Raw genomic sequence first — 4,696 nt, 5'->3', positions numbered from 1 at the left:
AAATAATAAAACTGCATCATGCAGCCTAAAAGAAGGTGATTCCGATACGCAATCGGGATTATCTTCTTTATTTTTTTTGCACATTTCCCAAAGAATAATCCTGAACGCGGATTTGTCAATACCGAATATAAAAAAACTTCATCGAAGAGTATCAAAATGGACACAGGAGCATGCTCAAGAGGAGGTTGAAAATTTAACGGATGCCATCACAGCACACTTATTCAAGTAAATATGATAGCGTTCACAAATTATTAACAATAAAAAAGTTGTAACCGGTTACCACGGATGGTATTATTTCCTTAGTTCTTACAACCCGGTTTTATTAATGTTATTGCGATTTCTTTTTGAGGTAACTGAGTTTCACAATGCGATAACAAAGAGCGGTAAATAAGTTCTGGATTTCATAATATGGAGGGGATTTTTATGTCAAAAAATGATTCAATGGTTCAAGGGGAAACGAAACTCAATCGCGCCAAACTATGGCAGATCGTTTTATTCACTTTGAATAACTCATCAACAAATATTTATATGTTCGCTTTTGGGTTTGTCACCTATTATTCAACGGGTCTTGTTGGTTTAGCCGCACTATTCGTAAGCCAAATTATGGGGTACATCCGTATCTTTGATGGGGTTATTGACCCGGCTATCGGCGTTTTGATCGATAAGACAGACACTAAATTCGGCAAATATCGTCCCATCATGGTTCTAGGTAACATTATTACTGTTCTTTCATTCTTGATATTATTTAATATTCATAGCCTGGGCGATGGAATGAAAATTCCAATTTTCCTACTTTCGTTAGTCGTGCATAAAATCGGTTATTCCTTGCAAGCGACGGTTACAAAAGCCGGTCAAGCAGCATTGACAAGCGATCCAAAACAACGTCCCATCTTCAATATCGTTGATGGTTGGGTAACGACTTTATTGTTTACTGGTGGTCAAATTGTTGTCGCAAACTTCTTAGTGCCAAAATATGGCGGGTTTACTCCGGAATTCTTCAAAGTATTTATCCCAGGAGTTATGGTCATCTCAGCTATCCTCGGAATTTTGGCAGTTATCGGTATTGCGGAAAAAGACAACAAACAATACTTTGGTATTGGTGAAAAAACGACTAAAACATCATTTAAAGATTACTGGGAAATTGTCAAAGGCAACAAACCTTTGCAAATGTTAACCATGGCAGCAGCTTTTGTGAAGTTCAATTCAGCAATGTTCGGTGACCAAATTGTGTTGATGATCCTGTTCGGTATTATCTTTGGTAACTTTGGTCTATCAGGAACGATCTCTTTAGTACTGATTTTGCCTAACCTTATGTTCACTACTTTTGCAGCAACCATTGCTCAAAAACGAGGGTTGCGTTACTCGTATGTTCGTTATTTGCAAGGTGGCGTTATTTCATTAATCCTATTAGGCGGCTTGCTTTTCTTTGCGAACCCAGGTGATTTGAGCTTCTCTAACCCATCCTTATGGACAGTTGCCTTCGTGATCATTTTTGCTTGCGCGAAAGGATTTACATCCACACCAACAGGCTTAGCCTTGACGATGGCAGCGGATGTCTCCGACTACGAAACAAGTGTTTCCGGACGTTATGTTTCCGGAATGTTGAGCACCATGTTCTCATTGACCGACTCAGTCGCATCATCGTTCGCGCCAATGTCGATTGGTTGGGTCTTAGCCGCTGTAGGTTTTGCAAAAGTATTTCCAACGGCTGACACGCCACTTTCGCCACAATTGCGTATGGCTGGTATTGTATTGCTTGCAGCTTTGCCTTTAGCCGGTACACTGATTGCTCTAGCGTTTATGAAATTCTACCCATTGAATAAAGAAACAATGGAAAGCATTCAAATTAAAATTGCAGCAATGAAACAATCTGATCCAAGCGATGATGATGCAGAAATGCCTCAAGCTATCCCTAATACAATCCCTGCAATGAATGACTAAAGCTAAAACTTTTCATTTTTGAGCAAGAGGAAAAATAATAATGTTAGCGATTTCGTGGATAGTCAGCCTAAACTAGACACCAAAAATAACTCTATCATGTAGCCCGAGAAGATGATGACGATAAACTATCGGGGTCATCTTCTCTTATTTAATGCCATGATGCTTGGTGGGAGAATTAGCTGATTTGAAAAAAATAAATTCAACCTATATAGAATAGTTCTCCAATTATTATAGAGAAAAGAGGAAAATCTGATGGCAGAAGAAAAAATTGTCAAGCAGCAAAATTCAGCAAACGAAATGAAAAGCAGTCTAACCCTGAAGCATAAATTGGGTTATGGTGCCGGAGATGCCGGTGGGGTTGCTACCCTGGTCTTGATCGGAACATTTATGAACCGTTATCTTACAAACGTATTAGGCATACCATTTGCAACGCTATCTATACTGTTGCTCGTTTGGAATATTTGGGATATGGTCAATGACCCGATGATGGGTACTATCATGGATAAGTCCTTCTCTAAGGCACATGGCCAAAAAGATAAGTTCCGTCCTTGGATGTTGCGCTCTATTCCTTTGATTGTTATCGGTCTTATTGCATTCTTCTCTGTACCTTCAATGTTTGATGGTATGATGCGTTTAGTAGCTATTTTTCTATTAAAAGTTATCTACGAATTAGGTTACACTATGATGAACATTGCCATGGGATCAGTTCTTGGGGTAATGGCCTTAAACGATAGAGAAAGAACTACTTTATCTTCGGCTCGTGGTATGGGATCAACAGTCGGTGGTTTAATCAGTTCAATGATTATACCGGTGATTCTTTCGCGTTTAGGTGAAAACACAACCGGTTATATGGTTTCAGGTATCTTCGCGGCTATCTTAGGTGGTGCACTGATCTTCTTCCACTATTGGGCAACTGAAGAACGGAATGTTGCAGCGAAACTTGCCGCAGAAGAACAAACAGAACCGACAAAAGTCACAGATATTTTTGTTACATTAGCTAAAAACAAAGCGTTCTTGTCACTTTGTTTACACTCGATTGTAATCGTTTTCGGTTCAACCTTATTCAATACAACGCTTCCTTATATTTATGGCGATGTATTTGGTGATATTGGTTTAATGGGAACTGCTGCTTTAATCGGTCAAGGGTTACCAGTAGTGCTGTTACTTATCGCTCCATACTTGGTAAAATTCATTGGATCTACAGTTAAAGTAATCCGTACTTATTTACTATTGAGTGCCTCTATCTTTATTGGCTTGTACGTCTGGAAATTAGTGGGTGACTTGCCACCATTCTTATACATGGTTTCTGCCAGCGTCGGTATTGCTTTCATGCTGATGTCCGTTCAACTTCAATGGGGTCTTGTTTCAGAATCTATTGACTACAACGAATACATCACTGGCAAACGTTCCGAAGGTTCCATCTACGGTAACTTCTCGCTGACAAGACGTCTTGGCCAAATGTTGGCGCAATCCCTTGTTGTCTTGATGATTGGTTGGGTTGGTTACAGCCAACAGGCCGCTCAAGCTGGTCAAGCGCAATCAGCTCAAGCTGTTGATGGATTAGTTCTAATGAACCTTGTTGGTCCAGCCGTTTGTGCTTTATTATCATGGGTTTCATTCAAATTCATTTGGAACATTACTGATGAAACACGTGAGGCGATGACTTCAGCTCGTCTGGCAAGACTTGAGGAATTTGCTCAGAAACAGGATGAAACACAAGATTAATAGCGAGGTGCACTTATGAAATTAAGAAGTCACTTATTGAATGTTTTGGTCAATGATGAAGTGGAGGCTTACTTAAAGGAAAACGATGTCATCATCGTGCCTTTTGGCCCAACCGAACTCCACGGAGGGCTGCCCTTGGATTGCGAAACCATCTTGGCTGAGGGGATTGCCTTATTGATGGCAGAAAGGACAAACACACTTGTGCTTCCGCATGTGCCTTATATTTATTCAGGGGCGACCGCCTCAGGGAAGGGAACCATCCAATTGACCGTCAGGGAAAGTGCCGATATGCTGCATGGTCTGGCACAGTCCTTATTGCGGTCAGGCTTCAAAAAGCAGATCTATATCAGCCTGCACGGCCCAGCCCATATCTCCATCAATCCGGTTGTGCGTGATTTCTTTGATGAAACAGGGGTAGCCATCCTCTATATTGATGGCATGATAACCGCCCAGAAATCCGGCGTCTTTTCAGATCCGAAAGAGATGATGCTCAATTTGGATAAGATGATTCTTGGGGCTTACAAGTTACGTAATCGTTTGGATGATATATTGCTGACTTCTGATTATGCAGAACCAGTTACCCAGACACCAGCGGTTTTTGGTAACCTAAGCGCCCAAGCCTTCCAATCTGGAGCAACAGGTTATTATTTCAAGGAACATTCAGACCATATGGCAACCTCTGCTATACCTGATATTGAAACGCGAGACCGCATGGCAGAAGAGGGACGGGTACTGCTTAATAAGATGGTGGATACAATTGATTTCCCAACTTTACTGAAGGAAATGGCGATTCAAGAAGATTATCTTGAAGAGGTTTACGATCGTTACCCACACGTGCCGGCTGCCTACAATCGACACAAAAACATTTAAACAGTTTCACAGACTGCTCCCCGTAATGTGGGGGCAGTTTTTTGTCTATCTATTGTCAAAAGCAGGTGTAGATCACTTTTTCAAGAAAAAAGCGTTCACAAAGTATTAACAATTAAAAAGTTGTAACCGCTTACTTTCGATGGTATCATTTCCTTAGATA

Annotated in this window: 4 protein-coding genes; all 4 read left to right on the top strand. The window is 40.8% G+C overall.

What is annotated here, in order from left to right; genetic code table 11:
• A partial coding sequence (locus WBV27_RS07750) for a hypothetical protein (RefSeq protein ID WP_424200906.1) occupies positions 1 to 229 on the top strand: 229 nt, incomplete at its 5' end.
• Between the two features lie 194 nt (positions 230 to 423).
• Entirely contained in the window at positions 424 to 1,941 is a 1,518-nt protein-coding gene (locus WBV27_RS07745; RefSeq protein WP_424200904.1) for an MFS transporter, read from the top strand.
• Positions 1,942 to 2,193: 252 nt separating this feature from the next.
• Positions 2,194 to 3,666, top strand: coding sequence for an MFS transporter (locus WBV27_RS07740; RefSeq protein WP_424200902.1), 1,473 nt, complete (start codon positions 2,194 to 2,196; stop codon positions 3,664 to 3,666).
• Between the two features lie 15 nt (positions 3,667 to 3,681).
• Positions 3,682 to 4,536 (top strand): creatininase family protein, encoded by an 855-nt coding sequence (locus WBV27_RS07735; protein ID WP_424200900.1) that lies wholly within the window; start codon positions 3,682 to 3,684, stop codon positions 4,534 to 4,536.
• Positions 4,537 to 4,696 lie beyond the last annotated feature (160 nt).

The organism is Trichococcus sp. (genome assembly GCF_049589555.1).
In the GTDB taxonomy this organism is placed as follows: domain Bacteria; phylum Bacillota; class Bacilli; order Lactobacillales; family Aerococcaceae; genus Trichococcus.
The sequence above is the reverse complement of the archived record's forward strand: the minus strand, read 5'-3'. Positions and strand labels throughout refer to the sequence as shown.

Coding starts and splice junctions, on each gene's coding strand:
- WBV27_RS07735 (WP_424200900.1), top strand. CDS start 3,682: ATGAAATTAAGAAGTCACTTATTGAATGTTTTGGTCAATGATGAAGTG.
- WBV27_RS07745 (WP_424200904.1), top strand. CDS start 424: ATGTCAAAAAATGATTCAATGGTTCAAGGGGAAACGAAACTCAATCGC.
- WBV27_RS07740 (WP_424200902.1), top strand. CDS start 2,194: ATGGCAGAAGAAAAAATTGTCAAGCAGCAAAATTCAGCAAACGAAATG.